The organism is Corynebacterium sp. ACRPH, from assembly GCF_022347285.1.
GTDB lineage: Bacteria > Actinomycetota > Actinomycetes > Mycobacteriales > Mycobacteriaceae > Corynebacterium.
Window position 1 is genome coordinate 103,193 of sequence record NZ_JAKRND010000008.1, and the last position, 17,027, is coordinate 120,219.

The window sequence follows — 17,027 nt, forward strand, 5'->3', positions numbered from 1 at the left end:
GTTTTACATATGTGGAAATGGGTGCCAGCAACGGATTCCCACTTTAACGACATTTAGCGGAATCCGAGGGCACAAAAGCCCCGGCTGGAAGCTGGAGGAGCCCCAGCCAGCCGATCGGCCCGGCCCTAGCTAGAAGTTGGAGCTAGCTAGTAGTCAGCAGTAGCTAGAAGCTGGAGGAGCCGCTGCCGCCGAAGCCCCCGCCTCCACCGCCGAAGCCCCCACCAAAGCCGCCGCCGAAGCCGCCACCAAAGCCACCGTTGCCGCTCAGCAGCGAACCCAGCACCATGCCCGTCACAAAGTTGCCGCTGCCGCCGCTACCGCCGAACCCGCCGTAGCCGCTGTTGCGTCGGTTGAAGTCATCAATGTCCTTGCGCGCCTGCGAAGTGGCCTGCTGCGCCAGCTGGCTAGCTCGCTGGGCCGCCCGCAGCGCTCGCTTCGGATCCTCCGTCCGCAGCTGCGCAGTCTCATCCAACGCAGCCCGCGCCGCCTGCGCCGCCGTGCGCGTATCCACGCCGATGATCCGCCGGCGGTTCCTGATCAGGTCCTCCACGGCCTCCAACCGCTGGGCGGCATCCATGGCCGTCCGGTCCACCATGTCCACGGTGCGGGCAAAGTCGCTGGCCTTGCCACGCGCCTCGTCCAGCTGAATATCCAGAACACCGTCGGCCTCCAGCAGCTGGGAGTAGCTACCCAGTGGATCCGAAGAACCTTCCTCCCGTGCCTTCTTCAGCGCCTCGCGGGCCTGCTCCACGGCCTTGTACAAAGCCGCACGGTCCAGGTCTGCGCCGGACTTATCCAGCTGCCCGGCCTCCGAAATTTCCTCTTCCACTTCGGTGATCAGCGCAGGCAAGTTGGATTGTGCCGACCGCAGATGCTCTTCCGCACGCTCCACGGCCAGCAGCTGCGAATCCGCCTGCTGGAGTGCCATGCGCGCGGCACCAAGTGCGTCGATCAGCCCGCCCTGCTGCCCGGCCGGCTTGTCCAGCAGCCCACGAGCGGAGTCCAGCGCCTTCTCAGCCTCCGCCAGCTCGTCCTCGGCCACGTCCGGGTTGTGGCGCACGGATTCCAGCAGCGCCGGGTCCACGCGCGTGATGGCGTCGCTGAGGATCTCCCGCGCATTCGGAATGCGGTTGTGCAGGCTGATGCTGGTCTGGCGGAGCTTCTCCACCAGCTGGGGCGCATCCATCAGCTTCTGGCGCAGCTCGGCAAAGCGCGCGGCCTGCCCGTCCAGGTTGTCGTCTGCCTGTCCGCAGGTAGATACGATCTCGATCAGTAGGTCGCGCTGCTCCGGTTCGGTTGTCACCAGCCCGGAGCGTAGCCGCTCGTTCATGCTATAAGCCTTGTTCAGCGTCGAGCGGCTGTGCTGCAGCGCCTTAGCCAGGTCGCGGGTGCGTTCCTCGCCGAACTCTCCGCGCGCGACGGCCAGCTCTTCGTCGCCCTTACGGATGGATTCATCGGTACTGTGCAGTTCCTCATCCGCCAGCTCGCGCAGCACCTCAGTAGGCTGCTCGTACAGGTCGTCGATGTTGCCCGGGTCGATTTCGCGGGCGGTCTCCAGCTGCTGCGCGTGCGTCTTCTTCCTATTGCGGCGGGACCACACAACGGCACCGGCCCCCGCGCCGACCACTCCGACGGCTCCGGCGCCCATCCACACCTTCGACGCCGTGGAGGTCTTGCCCGCCAGCTTGTCCGCCGCCGCCTGTGCGCCCCCGGCCCAGTCGTCGTCGGCGAAGTGGTCTTGCGCCGCGTCCTGCAGCTTCTCCGCCTCGCTCGTCTTTACCTTGTCCCCGGCGGCGTAGCCAATCTGCCGCGTTTCGGTGGCCACTGCCAGCACGATCACGTTGTCGGTGCCGTCCTGTTCCCGCAGCTGCTCGGCCATGGTCGTAATGTCGCCTGGTGCGGTCGGGACGAAGACGATGTAGAGCTTCTTGCCGGATTCTTTGGTTGCTTCTTTTAATGACGCCGTAATGTCCGCTTTTTCCTGTTCAGACAACACCCCGGACTCGTCAACGAGCTGGGAGGTCAGCTGTACCTCGCTGGTGGCGGTGGCGGCTGGGGCCGAGGGGGCGTCAATAAGAAAAGAGCCAAATCCGAGTACGGCGCCGGCGGCTAGGATTGCCAGGAAGCGAGTGGTGGAAAAAGTCGGTTTCATACAGCCCACCTTAACGAAAAATACAGGGGAAACCGCGTATGGTTTTGCGCATGGCTAATGCACGACATCCGGTGAGGCGCGCGGTGAAGTATGTCTTCATCGCGCTGTTAACCATCGTCTTGGTGGCGGCGGGTGTGTTTGGAGTGACGGCTTTCCAGGTGTGGCACTTCGCACGGTCGGACGATAGGCGGCCGGCGGACACGATCTTTGTGTTGGGGGCGGCGCAGTACGCGGGCAATCCGACGAACTGGTTTGCTTCGCGGCTGAACCACGCAGCGGAGCTGTACAAGCAGGGCGTGGCGCCGACGATCGTCACCGTGGGCGGCAAGGCGGAGGGCGACCTGTACACCGAGGCGGCCGCGGGCAAGAACTACCTGGTGGAGAACTTCGACATTCCGGAATCGGCGGTGGTGCCGGTAGAAGAAGGCGCGGATACGCTGAAGTCCGCCGAGGCGTTCGCGCAGGTGGCGAGAGAAAACGGTTGGCGGACTTCTGTGGTGGTGACGGATCCGGAGCACTCGCTGCGAGCTACCCGGATGGTGCGCGATCAGGGATTGGATGCGTGGGCGAGCCCCACGCGCCAGGGGCCGTCGGTGTTTACCCGAAAGTCGCAGGCCAACTCGATCCTGCACGAGACGTTGGGCATGCTGTACTACGAGGTAGTAGAGAAGCGCCGGTAGAGAAGTGGAAAGAGGACATGCGTTACCCCTATAGCGATCACGACCAGCAGCGGCGGCTGCCGGATCGGCCGAAGACCCTGGGGCTGCCCGGGGCGGTGGTGGACGGGCGCGATAGCTTCGACCGCGACCGGGCGCGCGTGCTGCACTCCGCGGCGCTGCGGCGGCTGGCGGATAAGACGCAGGTCGTGGGGCCGGGGTCGGGAGATACGCCGCGTACCCGCCTGACGCACTCGCTGGAGGTCGCGCAGATCGCCCGCGGGATCGGCAAAACATTGGGCGCGGACCCGGATCTGACGGAGCTGGCAGGCCTGAGCCACGACATTGGCCACCCGCCTTATGGGCACAACGGCGAGCGCGCGCTGGATGAAGCCGCCGCCGATTGTGGCGGCTTCGAGGGCAACGCGCAGACGCTGCGCATTCTCGCCCGGCTGGAGCCGAAGGTGCTGGGGGACGGCGCCGTCGGTGCGGGCACTAATGCAGGCGCCGCGCCCGTCTCCTACGGCCTGAACCTCACTCGCGCCAGCCTGGATGCAGCCTGCAAATACCCGTGGGGGCCGGTCGACGAGCACGGTAACAAGCGCGCAAAGTACTCCGCCTACGCCGAGGACGTGGAGACTCTCAAGTGGATCCGCGAGGGCGCGCCGGAGGGGCGGAAGTGCCTGGAGGCGCAGATCATGGACTGGTCCGATGACGTCGCGTACTCGGTGCACGACGTGGAGGATGGCATTCTTTCCGGGCGCATCGACTTCGGCGTGCTGTGGGACTTGGTGGAGCTGGCTGCCTTGGCGGAGAAGGGCGCCCGCGTTTTCGGCGGCACCCCGGAGGAGCTGCTGGAGGCTGCCGACCGCCTGCGCGCGATGACCTTGATCTCCCGGGCGGCGGATTTCCGCGGCTCGATGCAAGATCTCGCCGCGCTAAAGGCAATGACCTCGGAGTTGGTTTCCCGCTTCGTCACCGCCGCCGTCACGGGCACCCGCCAGCAGTTCGGCGAGGGGGCGCTGGGCCGCTACGCCGCCGACCTGGTGATCCCCGAGCCGGTGCAGGCGGAGGTCACACTGCTGAAGTCCGTTGCGGTCCTGTATGTCATGGACGAGGCCCAACATCTGGCCAACCAGCAGCGTCAGCGCGAGCGCATCTTTCGCGTCACGGACTACCTCTGGCGCGGCGGCTCGGGCGCGCTGGACCCAATGTTTTCTTCGTGGTTTGACGCCGCAGCCTCCGACCGTGAGGCACGCCGCGTAGTCATCGACCAGGTGGCCTCGCTGACGGAATCCCGGTTGGAGCGGCTGGACAAGCGCGCCAGCGGAATCAGCGCCGCCTGGGCCTAGCTGCGAGCAGGGCGGCGCGAACTAGCGAGAGCCCCCGGTTAATCCTCCGCGTCTGGGATAGAGCAGAAGCTCTCGAAGTGGTCGGACGTGTAATACCACACGTCCGGGTCGGTTTCAGTGCCGCCGCCGACGACGATCCGGCGCTCACCCCGGTGGTTAAGCCCCGGGGTTTTTACGGTGTATTCGCGGTAGTAGCTGCCCTTTTCCTTCGGCAGCAGGCCTTCGTAGTTGCCGAAGTGCTTGCCGTCGGCGTCTCCGTCGTCCGGCGGAGCGCCCTGCAAAATGTCGTCGATCTGCTTCTTGGCCTCCGGCGGGAGGGTGTCAACGGCGCAGATGTCGGCGTCATTGCTAGAAACACCGGAAGCCGCACCGCCGTTGCCGTCATTTCCGTCGGCTCCATCGCCGCCTTGCAGGCCGAACCAGCCGGCCGCGACGACCGCCGCGCCGACAATCGGCGTGGCGTACTTGGCCCATTTCTTGGGCACGAGACTCTGCAGACTTCCCTGAGACATAGGGAAGAGTTTAGAGCACGCGCAGTGGCAGGCGGAGGGCGGCCGGGGCGTCGTCCGGAACGATCGGGTTGTTCGGCTGCACCGGGTTGATGCGGCGGTAGCCCTCGGACTGCGGTGGGCGCGGGTCGGCCTCGCCCTTGTTCGGCCACATGGCGGCAGCGCGCTCGGCATTCGCGGTGATGGACAGGGAGGGGTTCACGCCCGGGTTCGCGGTGATGGCGGAACCATCGGTGATGAACAGGCTCGGGTAGCCCCATGCGCGGTGGTAGGGATCCACCACGCCGTGCTCAGGTGAGGAGCCGATCACGCAACCGCCCAGGAAGTGCGCGGTCAGAGGGATATTGAAGACCTCCGACCACACGCCGCCGGCCACGCCCTTCGGCAACATCTTCGCCAGGATTCGGGTGGCCGCGTTGCCCTCGGGGATCCAGGTGGGGTTGGGCTCGCCGGTGCCCTGCTCGGAGCTCAGCATGTTGAACGGGCCGATCTTGCGCAGGAAGGTGCGCAGGGAGTTATCACGGGTCTGCATCACCAGGTTGATGACGGTGCGCTGCGACCACTTGTTTAGGTTCACCAGGCGAGGGATCGCCTTGTATTGCAGGAAGATTTGCTTGATGAACTCCAGGAAACGGGGCTGTAGCTTATCGCCGTCTGTCATGAGCGTCTGCAGTAGGCCCATCGCGTTGGATCCCTTGCCGTAACGCACCGGCTCGATGTGGGTATCCGGGGCGGGGAAGTAGGAGGAGGTGATGGCCACGCCCTCGGAGAAATCCATGTCGGGGGAGTAGTTCGAACGGTTCGCACCCAGCAGCGCCTCGGAGTTCGTGCGGGTGAGGTGCCCCAGTTTGTCCGACAGCTTCGGCAGGTTGCCGTTGGCCTTCTGGCGGTGCAGCAGGTTCTGAGTGCCCCAGGTGCCCGCGGCGACGACGAGGTTATCTGCGGTGAAGGTGCTGGTCTTGGGGTTGCGCTTGGTGATCGGCCCGGTCTGCTTTGCCTGTACGGTCCAGGTGGTGCCATCGAAGGTGATGTCGGTGACGGTGGTGCGGTCGTGGACTTTCGCCCCGCCCTTCTCGGCCAGGTACAGGTAGTTCTTCAGCAGGGTGTTCTTCGCGCCGTGGCGACAGCCGGTCATGCACTCGCCGCACTCGTGGCAGGCGGTGCGGTCGGGGCCGACGCCACCGAAGTATGGATCCTTCACGGTCTCACACGGCTTACCTTCGAGCCCGACCTTTTCTCCAAAGAAGACTCCGACGGGCGCCATGCGGAACGTGTCGCCCACGCCCATCTCCTCGGCAACCTTCTTGGAGTACACGTCGGCGGGGGTCATGGTGGGGTTCTCCACCACGCCGAGCATCTTCTGCGCCTGCTGGTAGTAGGGGGTCAGCTCGTCTTCCCAGTCGGTGATGGTGTTCCACTGTTTGTCGTTGAAGTACGCCTCGCCAGGCTGGTAGAGCGTGTTCGCGTAGTTCAGTGAGCCGCCGCCCACGCCCGCGCCAGCGAGGATCATTACGTCCTTGAGCAGGTGGATGCGCTGGATGCCGTACAGGCCGATCTGGGGCATCCACAGGAAGTCCTTGAGGTGCCAGGAGTTCTTGGCGAACTCTTCGTCCTTGAAACGGCGACCGGCTTCGAGGATTCCTACCTTGTAGCCCTTTTCCACCAGACGTAGGGCGGTGGTGGAGCCGCCGAACCCGGAGCCGATGATCAGCACGTCGTAGTGAGTGGAGGAGTTGCCGGCGGCCTGCGAGACAGTTTGCGAGCCGGCCTGCGATTTAGCCTGTGAGTCAGTCATGGGAGTGATCCTTCGTGTTAGTGCAGTGTGACGTAGATCCTATTTTGAACACGTTAGCGCCCGGTTCTGACCAGATGTGTTGTTTGTAGAAAATAGGTTGTTTAGGTTGTGACGGTCGGCCGATCTGGGACTAAGAAGGGGGCCGTCCGGGGTTGTACTAGCATGTGGCTATGGCTAAGGGCAGGATTCCGGAGCGGGACATCGAAGCAATTCGAGAGCAGACCCCCATCGAAGAAGTAGTGGGGGAGTATGTGCAGCTCAAACCGGGTGGCGTCGATTCCATGAAGGGCCTGAGCCCCTTTAAGGACGAAAAGACTCCCTCGTTCCATGTCCGCCCGAATCATGGCTACTTCCACTGCTTTTCCACGGATCAGGGCGGCGACGTTTTCAAGTTCCTCATGCTGATGGAACACATGTCCTTCCCCGAGGCCGTGGAGGCGTGCGCCGAGCGCATCGGCTACCGCATCAACTACGAGGGCGGCCGCCCTGGCAACCGGGAGGAGCCCGGAACGCGGCGCAGGTTGGTCGCCGCGAACAAGGCGGCCTTTGATTTCTACCGTAAGGAATTTCTTGGTGACGCCGAAGGCGCGGACGTTGCCCGCAACTTCCTCATCGAGCGCGGCTTCACCATGGAACACGCCGAACAGTTCGGCTGCGGGTATGCGCCGGCCGGGTGGGATCGGCTGACTAAGCACCTGCAGCAGAAGGGCTTTACGTTCAAGGAAATTGAGGCGGCGGGCCTGGGGCGCATGGGTAAGCGCGGTCCGATCGATCGGTTCCACCGCCGCCTGCTGTGGCCGATCCGTTCCGTCAGTGGAGATGTGATCGGTTTCGGCGCCCGCAAGCTCTTCGACGACGACAAGCTGGGCAAGTACCTGAATACGCCGGAGACGATGCTGTACAAGAAGTCGAAGGTGCTGTTCGGCATTGACCAGGCGAAGCGGAACATCGTGGCCAAGCACCAGGCCGTGGTGGTGGAGGGCTACACGGACGTGATGGCTATGCACGCCGCCGGGGTGGATACGGCGGTGGCCGCGTGTGGCACGGCCTTCGGCGCGGAGCACCTGTCCGCGCTGCGGCGGTTCATGCTGGACGACCAGTTCTTCCGGGGTGAGATCATCTACACCTTCGACGGCGACGAGGCCGGGCAGAAGGCGGCCATGCGTGCCTTCGAGGGCGACCAGCAGTTCTCTGGGCGCAGTTATGTGACCGTCGCGCCGGGCGGGCAGGACCCGTGCGACGTGCGCATCAAGCGTGGCGACGCGGCCGTGCGCGAGCTGGTGGCCTCCCGGATTCCGATGTTCGAGTTCGTGATCCGCACTCTCATCGCGGACTACGATACGGCCAGCATTGACGGGCGCGTGCACGCCCTGCGGCGCATCGTGCCGGTGCTGGCGGGGATTAAGGACGACGCGCTGCGGGATGAGTACGCCCGCCAGGCCGCGGGCTGGGTCGGCTGGGATAACCCGAACGACGTGCTGGATCAGGTGCGCAAGGAGGCGCGGAAGTCCGGCGGGCAGCGGCCGAAGTTGAAGTTGAAGACCGGCGCTGGTCCTGCTGGTGCTGGCGGCGCTGGGGCCGGTGTGGGCTCGGCTGGCGCGGGCGGCGCTGGTGCTGGTGGCGCGGACAGTGCAGGTGGCCCGAACCTGCACGTGGTCAAGGGCATGGAACGCCCCAACCCGAACGACGACTACCTGGAAGGCCCCCGCGAGGTCATGAAGCTGGCTTTGCAGGAACCGCAGCTGGCCTCCACCATCTTTGACCTCATGCCCCCGGAGAGCTTTGTGCATCCGACATACGTGGCGATGGCTGAGGCTGTGGCGTCATTAGGAGGGGCGGCGAATAGCGACGGCGGGGCCGGATGGATCGAAAAGATCGCGGCGCAGATGAAGGACCCGATGGGGGCCGCGGTGGTCTCCGAGCTGGCGGTGGAGGATCTGCATTGCCTGCCGGAGAGGCTGCCGTACTACGCGGATGCGATCATGGCGCGGATGCAGGAGCGTTGGGTGGGCAGCGAGATTGCGGACATGAAGTCCCGGATGCAGCGCATGCGCCCCGACCTGCAGAAAGAGGAGTATAACGCGCTGTTTGCGGATGTGATTGCGTTGGAGAAGTACCGCCGCTCGCTGCACGAGCGGGCCTCGGACTTCGGCGACTTTACGCGCTAGCGCTTCTTTTTGAAGGGATTCTTTGGCTGGTCGATCTGGTCGTTCGGGTGCTGGTCGTCGGCCTCCACGATGGTCTGGCCTTCGCCCAGGGAATCGCGGGTGGAACGGTTCAGGTCGCGCACCTCGTGCATGCGTGGCTCCGGATCCAGGCGGTTGGCCAGAGCCTTACGGCCGGAACGCACAACGGCCTTGGTGATGTCCGAGTTCACTGCGGACTGGTAGCCGCGGCGGATTTGCTCATAGCGGCGGCGGCCGGCCTTTGTGCCCATCAGGTAACCCGCGGCGGCTCCGACGACGAGCTGAATCATGGTGGCTCCTTGGTTTCTTGCCTTAGTTTGTTGCCTCGGTTGCTGCATTAATGCCGTTAGTGCCCCAATCCTACGCGAAGCCCCCGACGGCGCCGAACGGGGCGCTGGGGCCGGCGACGCCTAGCGCTGCCCTGCGCTGTGGTCCGGCGCCGCCCGACGCTGGCTGCCGCTTTTCTGAACCGCCCGTACAGTGGGTGACATGACTACCACTGTGAAGGCTGTAATTTCCCGAACGAAGAACGAACCCGTCGAGCTGACCGACATTGTGATCCCTGAACCGGGCGATAACGACGTGATCGTCCGCATCCAGGCCTGCGGCGTATGCCACACCGACCTGGCCTACCGCGATGGCGGCATTACGGACGACTACCCGTTCCTGCTGGGCCACGAGGCCGCTGGCGTGGTCGAGCAGGTTGGCGATCGCGTGACCCACGTGGAGGTCGGCGACTATGTGGTGCTGAACTGGCGTGCCGTGTGTGGCCAGTGCCGCGCCTGCAAGAAGGGCGAGCCGAAGTACTGCTTCGATACTCACAATGCCTCGAAGAAGATGACCCTCACCGACGGCACGGAGCTGGAGGCCGCCCTGGGCATCGGCGCTTTCGCTGAAAAGACGCTGGTCCACGAAGGACAGTGCACCAAGGTGAACTCCGAGGCCGACCCTGCGGTCGCGGGTCTGCTGGGATGTGGCGTCATGGCCGGTCTCGGCGCCGCAGTGAACACCGGTGAGGTCAAGCGCGGCGAGTCCATCGCCGTCATCGGTGTAGGTGGCGTGGGCATGGCCGCGATCGCAGGTGCGGCCGTTGCGGGTGCGACGAAGATCATTGCTATCGATATTTCTGACGCCAAGCTTGCCCGCGCCAAGGAGGAGTTCGGCGCTACCCACACGATCAATAGCTCGGGGCTTTCGGATGACGAGCTGGTGGAGAAGGTCCGGGAGATCAACGGTGGATTCGGCGTGGATGTGGCGGTGGACGCCGTGGGTCTGCCGCAGACGTATAAGCAAGCCTTCTATGTGCGCGACCTGGCCGGCCGCGTGGTGCTGGTGGGCGTGCCGACCCCAGATATGACTCTGGAGCTGCCATTCCTGGACGTGTTCAGCCACGGTGGTGCGCTGAAGTCCTCCTGGTACGGCGACTGCCTGCCGGAGCGCGACTTCCCGATGTATGTGGACCTATACCAGGAGGGCCGCTTCCCGCTGGATCGCTTTGTGGACGAGCGCATCGGCATCGATGGCGTGGAAGAGGCGTTCGAGAAGATGAAGCAGGGCGAGGTTCTGCGCTCCGTGGTGGAGTTCAAGTAAGCAGGCCGGGGCGTAGACCCGGAAGACAGTTTGGCCCGAGAGATAGAAGAGGGAGCATGAGCGAGAACAAGTTGGAAAACCCGCAGATCGAGCAGTTCGAGACCTCCGGCAAGTTCCGCCTGGATGGCGGCGAGTGGGACGTGGATAACAACGTCTATCTACTAGCCGACGGTGACAAGTGCATTGTGGTGGATCCGGCGCACGACGCGCAGACGGTGATCGACCACGTGGGGGATCGGACCGTAGAGGCCATCCTGCTAACCCACGCGCACAACGACCACTGCGAGCTGGCTCCGGAGCTGGCGGAGAAGTGGGGAGTGAAGGTCTACCTGCACGAGGATGATCGGATGCTGTGGGAGGAATCCAACGGCGACGCGCCGTTTACCCCGATTGACGTGGAGGATCCGTTCTGGGCGGAGTGGGGTGTGCGCCTGTACCACACGCCGGGCCACTCGCCGGGTTGCATCGTGGTGGAGGTTCCGGGGCAGCATGCGCTGCTGTCCGGTGACACGCTGTTCAATGGTGGACCTGGTGCGACGGGGCGGAAGTACTCGAGCTTCCCGAGGATCATTGAGTCTCTGCAGTCCAAGGTGTTTATCCTGCCGCACGATTTGAAGGTGTACCCCGGCCACGGTGATACCACCACGGTGGGTGCTGAGGCTGCGCGTATCGAGGAGTACATCGAACGTGGATACTGATACCCCCTAGGGGTATACTGGGGGTATGGCTGTAATAGATCTAGACATCACAGGCATGACCTGCGCCTCCTGCGCGAACCGCATCGAAAAGAAGCTGAACAAGCAGGAGGGCGTGACCGCCACCGTCAACTACGCCACCGAGAAGGCGCACATAGAAACGGGGGAGGGCGCGGCCGCCAACGCGGACGCCTACATCGCCATCGTGGAGAAGCTCGGCTACGGCGGCAGCGTGCCTGCGCCGGAGAAGCCCGCCGGCGACGACCCCGCCGCCAAGGAGCTGCGCGGTCTGAAGCGCCGCCTGGTGGTTGCCATCGCGTTGGCCACCCCGGTGATCCTCCTGGCGATGATCCCGCCGCTGCAGTTCGACTACTGGCAGTGGATCAGCTTCGCCCTGGCCACCCCGGTGATTCTGTGGGCGGGCTGGCCTTTCCACAAGGCCACGTGGGTGAACCTGAAGCACGGTGCGGCGACGATGGATACCCTCATCACCGTCGGCACCTCGGCGGCCTATCTGTGGTCGCTGTATGCGCTGTTCTTCGGCCATGCGGGTGAGCCGGGCATGCGCCACGGCTGGTCCATCCTGAACCACGCGGGCGACCCGATGGGGGACATCTACTTCGAGGTCGCCGCGGGCGTGGTGACGTTCGTGCTGGCGGGCCGGTACTTCGAGAAGCGCTCCAAGCAGCGCGCCGGGGATGCCATTCGCGCATTGACGGACATGGGCGCCAAGCAAGTCACCGTGCTGCGAGATGGCGGGGAAACGTTGCTCCCCATCGAGCAGCTGCAGATCGGCGACCACTTCCTGGCCCGCCCGGGCGAGAAGATCGCCACGGATGGCCGCATCCTGGACGGCACGTCCGCCATCGATCAGTCCATGCTCACCGGCGAGTCCGTGCCCGTCGACGTCGGCCCCGGCGATGAGGTCACGGGAGCCACCATCAACACCTCCGGCCGCCTGGTCGTGGAGGCCACTCACGTGGGTGAGCAGACGAAGCTCGCGCAGATGGCGAAGCTGATCGACGAGGCCCAGTCCGGCAAGGCCGACGTGCAGCGCCTGGCCGATAGGGTCTCCGGCATTTTCGTTCCGGTGGTCATCGTGATTGCGCTGATTACGCTGCTGTTCGCGGGCTTCAGCAATGCGGTCGCGGTGCTGATCATCGCGTGCCCCTGCGCCCTTGGTTTAGCGACGCCCACAGCCCTGCTTGTCGGCACGGGTCGCGGGGCCGAGCAGGGCATTCTGATCCGCGGACCCGAGGTTTTGGAGGGCGCGCACGCCATCACCACCGTGGTGATGGATAAGACCGGCACGGTGACGACGGGCACCATGCGGGTGGTCGACGTGCAACCGGCGGAGAGTGCCAGCGAAGGTGCACCGAGCGAAGGCAAGCTGAGTGGAGACGCATCGCGCGAGGATGTGCTGCGTGCCGCGGCGGCGGTGGAGGTGTACTCGGAGCATCCCATCGGCCGGGCCATTGCAGAGGCCGGCCGGGAGGAGTTCGGCGGCCTGCCGGAGGTTTCCGGCTTTAGGAACCTTCCTGGACACGGCGTGGAGGGAACCCTAGAGGGCCAGGTGATACGGGTTGGTCGTGGGGACGAGGGGGCGTCCACAAATAAGGCAACCACAGTCAGCGTGAGCGCGGATGGGCGGGCGATCGGCACCATCAGCGTGGCCGATACGGTGCGGCCCACCAGTGCCGAGGCGGTGCGGAAGATGCACGAGATGGGTCTGAAGACCGTGCTGCTGACCGGCGATAATCAGCAGGTGGCGGACGCCGTGGCGCGCGAGGTGGGCATCGACGAGGTGATCGCCGGGGTGATGCCGGAGGACAAGGTGGCGCACATCCGCTCGCTGGAGAACGTGGCGATGGTCGGCGACGGTGTGAACGACGCGGCGGCGCTGGCGAGCGCGGACCTGGGAATCGCGATGGGTTCGGGCACGGACGCGGCGATCGAGGCTGCGGACATTACCGTGATGCGCGATGACCTGCTGGCGGTGGCGGATGCGCTGCGGCTGGCGCGCAAGACGCTACGGACGATCAAGATGAACCTGTTCTGGGCGTTTGCCTACAACGTGGCGGCGATCCCGTTGGCCGCATTCGGGCTGCTGAACCCGATGCTGGCCGGGGCGGCGATGGCGTTATCCAGCGTGTTTGTGGTGAGCAACAGCCTGCGGTTGAAAGGATTCAAATAATGCACGGGTACTTGAGTGATAAGGAGCGCTACCTGGCGCGGCTGAAGCGGATCGAGGGGCAGGTGCGCGGGCTGCAGCGGATGGTGGATGAGGAGCAGTATTGCATCGACATCCTCACGCAGGTCAGTGCGCTGCAGTCTGCGCTGAAGGGCGTGGCGCTGGGGCTGTTGGACGACCACATGAACCACTGCGTGCGGCACGCCGCGGAGGCCGGGGGAGAGGAAGCCGAGGAAAAACTGGCGGAGGTATCCCAGGCCGTGAAGCGGCTGGTTCGGTAGGTTGCTGGGCTGCGTGGCGCAGGGGTTAGGGAGGGCAGGGGTCAGGGCTGCGCTACAGGTGGTCGATGGCGTACTGGGCCTGCTCCGCGGTGAAACCGGAGTTTGTCTTCAGCATCTCGAGCAGCTCGTCCTCGGTCAGGGGAGAGCCTGTTTCGTTGAGCTTGCGCGCGCAGTTGAGGGCCTGCTGGTTCCAGTCGGGATCGAGCTTTTCGATGGCCGTGGTGATCTGATCGTCGGAGTAGCCCTGCAGCTGGAGGTTCTCCCGCAGACCCTTTTCGGAAAGGTTGAATTTGAGGGCGGTCATGGCGGCATCGTTGGCTTGCCGCTGGGTTTTGGGAGTGTCGGTTGGCTGGGCGATGGCCGTGCTCTCAGTGGATTCCATGGCGGTGCTGCCGGTGGCCTCGCTTTCGGGCTTTGAGTATTGGTTGAGCTCGCTCTGGGGTGCGTTGGATGCCTTCGCGGGTGCGTTGGCCGGTGCCGTAGTCGAAGTGCTGGCTGGGTGCTGGTGCGCGGAGGCTGCGGCGGGCTGTGGGTTGATTCCGCGACCGTAGCCCTTGTTGTTGGCAACGAACCAAATCGCAGCGACGAGGATGCCGACCAGGACGATGGCGCCGATGAAGATCAGTTCGAGGCGGCCGTTGATGGGGTCTTGGAGGGTGTCTTTCTGGGGAGCGCTGTCGGAGGAAGGCATCTAACTAAAGTCCTGGTACTCGTTGCTGGGTACTTGCTGGGGCGTGCACGGCGCCTGTGTGGAAGGCGAAGGCACAAAGCCCGGCCGTAGTAGTAGATGCGGCAGGGAGGCATTTTGTTTCCGTGGGCGGGGTAGTTGAGGTTAGGAGTCTTCTGTTCGACGCCCGTTGGCAAAAACGCTCGCCAATGCGACCAAATCAAATCCAGCAATAATGCTTGCGCTGATTACGTATCCCAAAAAGGCTAAGTAGCCACAAAGGACTAGGACTGCGATTACTGCGGTGAGGCCGAAAATCTGGCCTCTTTTCGCAGCTTTGGCAGGCTCGATGTACGGGGCGGTGCGAGTGAGCTCGTCGGCACGAGTCTGTGAGCGTATAGCCTCCACATATGCGGAGTACAGCTCAGGTGTTTCACTTCGCAGTTCGCTCATCTTGTCAATGTCCGGCATGAGTAGCGGGACGTGCAGATGGTTTTCTTCTAGGTAGGCGGTTACCTGGGCTAGGAGAACGGGGTCGTTTCGGAGCTGCTCAGAGCTGATGCTCGTACCAATGCTGCGTTGAGTGAAGTCTTCGGCGCTGGAGGTGGCATTAGGCTTTGCATGCGGCGGTACGTCGCGGCGCCCTGTAGATCGAGGATGCTGCCCACTCCCGTCAGGAACGCCCGGCGTTTGCTGGGGTTCGTGGTCGTCATAGTTCATTACCTTACCCTTCTGAGCTCGCTTGGTGAATACTTGTGGTGGTTGAGAACAGGTGTGAGTGTAAGGCAACGACAAGACAAGTCAGCGCATAATCGAGTATTAGTTCGATTGCGTGGCGAAGTTTTGAAGGTTATAGCGCTTCCGCTCCAACGCGGCAAACCCCGATCTTCTGCGTAGTGCAGCCGATCGGGGCTTGTAAGTTGCTCCCCCAACTGGGCTCGAACCAGTGACCTTTCGATTAACAGTCGAATGCTCTGCCAACTGAGCTATAGGGGATTAAGCTGTGTGGGCTTGGGGGGTTAATTCCCTTGCCCTGTGCAACGAGATCATACTCTATATGGCAATGATGCAAACAGACAAATCGGCTGTTCAGAGGCGCATTTCAGAGGGATCAATTGGGGTGCGGTAGGGATTGGATACATCGAAAGCGGGGTATATGAGTGCCCGCGCCGGGCGGTGTGGTTGAATCGTTTGTGAGCAAGCCGCTCAGTTGGAGTGGTTTGGCTTTGCTGGGGGCTATAGCTCAGTCGGTTAGAGCCGCGGACTCATAATCCGCTGGTCGCGGGTTCGAGCCCCGCTGGCCCCACAATGATCACATAAAAGGGCATGCCGGAAGGGTTGCCCTGTTCGCCGTCTGACAGGAATGCTTCCTGTCTGGCGTTTTCCAGGTGATGTCTAATGACGCCGTCACTCCAACAAATGTCGCCCTCAAAGCAGCAGGCAAGGTTCGCCGCGTCACGGTTCACATTCACGAGGGCGGCCACTTCGCCCCCTACGTGGAGCCGCTGTTCTCGGAGATTATTGAGGAGCAGCTGGCTTTTCTGCGAAAGGAAGTGCCGGTGGGGTAGGGGAAGCTGCACCTGGATCGCGGAACTAGCGGTTAACCGGGCTTGACCATTTCCCCGCTGGCGCGGGGAGCACCAGGAACAAGCCTTCTTCCACTGGGACCTGGACGGCTCATCCCCGCTGGCGCGGGGAGCACGTACCCATTAGCCCGGTGGTGGGTTGTTCGTGGGGCTCATCCCCGCTGGCGCGGGGAGCACATCCCCTTGCTGGTCGGCGAATGGGTCGGCCTGGGCTCATCCCCGCTGGCGCGGGGAGCACCAGGAACAAGCCTTCTTCCACTGGGACCTGGACGGCTCATCCCCGCTGGCGCGGGGAGCACGTACCCATTAGCCCGGTGGTGGGTTGTTCGTGGGGCTCATCCCCGCTGGCGCGGGGAGCACATCCCCTTGCTGGTCGGCGAATGGGTCGGCCTGGGCTCATCCCCGCTGGCGCGGGGAGCACTAAATGGGGTGTGCCCAGCTGGTTCGAGCCCAGGGCTCATCCCCGCTGGCGCGGGGAGCACGCCTTGCGGTCTAGCTGCATGTTGAATACGACGGGCTCATCCCCGCTGGCGCGGGGAGCACATTCCTGCTCCGGTGTCGCGGTCTGTGGTGACGGGCTCATCCCCGCTGGCGCGGGGAGCACAGATTCGCGTGGGGGTGGGTGAGTCGTTGGATGGGCTCATCCCCGCTGGCGCGGGGAGCACTCTACGCAGACTGGGGTGCAGGTGGGTTGTCTGGGCTCATCCCCGCTGGCGCGGGGAGCACATGTTTTGGTTCCATGGTGACGGGGGTTATGAGGGCTCATCCCCGCTGGCGCGGGGAGCACGCGCCGACGCGCCACTCCCACACCCAATTATCCGGCTCATCCCCGCTGGCGCGGGGAGCACTTTCTTGGGTTGTGAGGTGGACTGTGTGGTTGGGGCTCATCCCCGCTGGCGCGGGGAGCACGGCTAGGTGGATTGTGACGTGGGCGCCGGGTTGGGCTCATCCCCGCTGGCGCGGGGAGCACGAAGAACTTGTCGGTGAGTTGGATGTAGCTGTGGGCTCATCCCCGCTGGCGCGGGGAGCACCTAGAGATCGCCACTGCCTACACCCCCGTAATCGGCTCATCCCCGCTGGCGCGGGGAGCACCGCTCGATGTACTCCGGCGACAGTTCTTGATCGGGCTCATCCCCGCTGGCGCGGGGAGCACGCAAGGGCTGGCCGGCACGTTCCGGCATGACGGGGCTCATCCCCGCTGGCGCGGGGAGCACCGCCTTTAGGGTCCCCAAACTCCGCCCGCCCACGGCTCATCCCCGCTGGCGCGGGGAGCACGCTGTGACCGCCGCCAAGGAGTCTGAAAAGTGGGGCTCATCCCCGCTGGCGCGGGGAGCACGGTTGTGCGGGTTTAGTGGCGGGGCGGAGTT

14 protein-coding genes, 2 tRNA genes and 1 CRISPR repeat array are annotated in these 17,027 nt (G+C 64.2%); of the genes, 9 read left to right on the forward strand and 7 right to left on the reverse strand.

The genetic code is table 11. The features are described from left to right. Positions 1 to 163: 163 nt before the first annotated feature. Positions 164 to 2,152 carry a TPM domain-containing protein gene (locus MHX66_RS06015; RefSeq protein ID WP_239201171.1) on the reverse strand — a complete coding sequence of 663 codons (1,989 nt, stop codon included), beginning with the start codon at positions 2,150 to 2,152 and terminating at the stop codon, positions 164 to 166. A 38-nt stretch (positions 2,153 to 2,190) separates the two neighbouring features. Here MHX66_RS06015 and MHX66_RS06020 point away from each other — a divergent pair, with 38 nt between their 5' ends. Both MHX66_RS06020 and MHX66_RS06025 read left to right on the forward strand, forming a co-directional pair. Beyond that, positions 2,191 to 2,832, forward strand: a complete 642-nt coding sequence (locus tag MHX66_RS06020) for a YdcF family protein (protein WP_239201172.1) — start codon at positions 2,191 to 2,193, stop codon at positions 2,830 to 2,832. A 17-nt stretch (positions 2,833 to 2,849) separates the two neighbouring features. Next, positions 2,850 to 4,160 carry a deoxyguanosinetriphosphate triphosphohydrolase gene (locus MHX66_RS06025; RefSeq protein ID WP_239201175.1) on the forward strand — a complete coding sequence of 437 codons (1,311 nt, stop codon included), beginning with the start codon at positions 2,850 to 2,852 and terminating at the stop codon, positions 4,158 to 4,160. A 38-nt stretch (positions 4,161 to 4,198) separates the two neighbouring features. Here the strand turns inward: MHX66_RS06025 and MHX66_RS06030 are convergent, their stop codons facing one another. Together MHX66_RS06030 and MHX66_RS06035 are read right to left on the reverse strand one after the other, a co-directional pair. Further along, a complete protein-coding gene (locus MHX66_RS06030; protein ID WP_239201176.1) occupies positions 4,199 to 4,672 on the reverse strand; it encodes a ribonuclease domain-containing protein in 474 nt (157 codons plus the stop codon). Positions 4,673 to 4,682: 10 nt separating this feature from the next. Then, positions 4,683 to 6,464: a GMC oxidoreductase gene (locus tag MHX66_RS06035; protein ID WP_239201177.1), complete on the reverse strand. Its 1,782-nt coding sequence runs from the start codon at positions 6,462 to 6,464 to the stop codon at positions 4,683 to 4,685. A 170-nt stretch (positions 6,465 to 6,634) separates the two neighbouring features. Between MHX66_RS06035 and dnaG the strand changes: the two genes are divergently transcribed. Then, the gene (gene dnaG / locus MHX66_RS06040) at positions 6,635 to 8,632 is read left to right on the forward strand and encodes a DNA primase (RefSeq protein WP_239201180.1); all 1,998 of its coding nucleotides are present in this window, start codon (positions 6,635 to 6,637) and stop codon (positions 8,630 to 8,632) included. Here the strand turns inward: dnaG and MHX66_RS06045 are convergent. Continuing rightward, on the reverse strand, positions 8,629 to 8,940 hold the full coding sequence (locus tag MHX66_RS06045; RefSeq protein ID WP_239201181.1) for a hypothetical protein: 312 nt from the start codon (positions 8,938 to 8,940) through the stop codon (positions 8,629 to 8,631). The genes dnaG and MHX66_RS06045 overlap by 4 nt on opposite strands. Positions 8,941 to 9,139: 199 nt before the next feature. On the opposite strand from MHX66_RS06045, the gene MHX66_RS06050 reads away from it, so the two are divergent. From MHX66_RS06050 to MHX66_RS06065, 4 genes are read left to right on the forward strand one after another with little or no spacing between them, the layout of a single operon-like run. After that, positions 9,140 to 10,240 (forward strand): S-(hydroxymethyl)mycothiol dehydrogenase, encoded by a 1,101-nt coding sequence (locus tag MHX66_RS06050; protein WP_239201184.1) that lies wholly within the window; start codon positions 9,140 to 9,142, stop codon positions 10,238 to 10,240. A gap of 56 nt (positions 10,241 to 10,296) precedes the next feature. Then, the gene (locus tag MHX66_RS06055; RefSeq protein WP_239201186.1) at positions 10,297 to 10,938 is read left to right on the forward strand and encodes an MBL fold metallo-hydrolase; all 642 of its coding nucleotides are present in this window, start codon (positions 10,297 to 10,299) and stop codon (positions 10,936 to 10,938) included. A 25-nt stretch (positions 10,939 to 10,963) separates the two neighbouring features. Continuing rightward, positions 10,964 to 13,129, forward strand: a complete 2,166-nt coding sequence (locus MHX66_RS06060) for a cation-translocating P-type ATPase (RefSeq protein ID WP_239201188.1) — start codon at positions 10,964 to 10,966, stop codon at positions 13,127 to 13,129. Then, positions 13,129 to 13,407 carry a metal-sensitive transcriptional regulator gene (locus MHX66_RS06065; RefSeq protein WP_034967151.1) on the forward strand — a complete coding sequence of 93 codons (279 nt, stop codon included), beginning with the start codon at positions 13,129 to 13,131 and terminating at the stop codon, positions 13,405 to 13,407. Before MHX66_RS06060 ends, MHX66_RS06065 begins: the two co-directional genes overlap by 1 nt. A 52-nt stretch (positions 13,408 to 13,459) precedes the next feature. Here the strand turns inward: MHX66_RS06065 and MHX66_RS06070 are convergent, their stop codons facing one another. The 3 genes from MHX66_RS06070 to MHX66_RS06080 all read right to left on the reverse strand — a co-directional run bounded on the left by MHX66_RS06070 (position 13,460) and on the right by MHX66_RS06080 (position 15,070). Next, positions 13,460 to 14,098, reverse strand: a complete 639-nt coding sequence (locus MHX66_RS06070) for an Ltp family lipoprotein (protein WP_239201189.1) — start codon at positions 14,096 to 14,098, stop codon at positions 13,460 to 13,462. A gap of 141 nt (positions 14,099 to 14,239) precedes the next feature. Continuing rightward, complete coding sequence (locus MHX66_RS06075) at positions 14,240 to 14,794, reverse strand: hypothetical protein (protein WP_239201190.1); 555 nt, start codon at positions 14,792 to 14,794, stop codon at positions 14,240 to 14,242. Between the two features lie 203 nt (positions 14,795 to 14,997). Next, positions 14,998 to 15,070: transfer RNA gene (locus tag MHX66_RS06080), tRNA-Asn, on the reverse strand. A gap of 236 nt (positions 15,071 to 15,306) precedes the next feature. Between MHX66_RS06080 and MHX66_RS06085 the strand changes: the two genes are divergently transcribed. Then, positions 15,307 to 15,380, forward strand: a tRNA-Ile gene (locus MHX66_RS06085). Between the two features lie 82 nt (positions 15,381 to 15,462). After that, the gene (locus MHX66_RS06090) at positions 15,463 to 15,642 is read left to right on the forward strand and encodes a hypothetical protein (protein ID WP_239201193.1); all 180 of its coding nucleotides are present in this window, start codon (positions 15,463 to 15,465) and stop codon (positions 15,640 to 15,642) included. A gap of 44 nt (positions 15,643 to 15,686) precedes the next feature. Then, positions 15,687 to 16,996: direct repeats of the CRISPR family, unit length 28 nt; unit sequence GGCTCATCCCCGCTGGCGCGGGGAGCAC. Positions 16,997 to 17,027 lie beyond the last annotated feature (31 nt).